This window comes from Oleiphilus sp. HI0066, from assembly GCF_001635725.1.
In genome coordinates, this window is sequence record NZ_LWFH01000016.1 from 1 (window position 1) to 621 (window position 621).

At 50.0% G+C, this 621-nt stretch carries 1 protein-coding gene; it reads left to right on the forward strand.

What is annotated here, in order from left to right; genetic code table 11:
- Positions 1 to 621: MotA/TolQ/ExbB proton channel family protein (locus A3738_RS00650; RefSeq protein WP_197473481.1), on the forward strand; the 621-nt coding region annotated here is incomplete at both ends.

Genomic DNA, 621 nt, shown 5'->3' on the forward strand with positions numbered 1-621 from the left:
GAGAAAATTACGACTTCCGTTTTGCGTATGGGGCCATTTACTGCGCGCACAGATACACAGTTCCTTAGCTATGTAGCGAAGCAACAACGTCTGCAAGTTCTTGCATCGGTGGAAGAGGAGAAGGCGCCAGTTGGAACATCTTCGGCTGGTCTGTTCAACGTGATTATTGATCCAACTCGTGGCCAGCTGCTGGCGCAGATCGAGNAGAAAGCTTCGCTAGCAGATCGCGTTCGTCAAGGGGGTTATGTGGGTGGCGTCATTATTTTGCTTGGCCTTACCGGCTTGGCTTTTACCGCATGGCGTTTGTTCTATCTCTCGAAGGAGCATGCAAAGGTTTGGCAGCAACTGTGCAATCCGGAAGCTATTTGCAAAGAAAACCCTCTAGGCCGGGTATTAGCGGTCGGAAATGAGCATCTCTTGGCGACGGAAAATCTTGGTGCGGAACAACTGCATGATAAGTACGAAGGTCTGGAAGTGAAGTTAAATGAAGCGGTGTTGCGCGAAGCGCCATCGCTCGATCGAGGAACAGGCTTTATTAAGTTGCTAGCGACCGTTGCACCTTTGCTGGGTCTATTGGGAACTGTAACAGGAATGATTGCGACTTTTCAGGCCATTACCTTG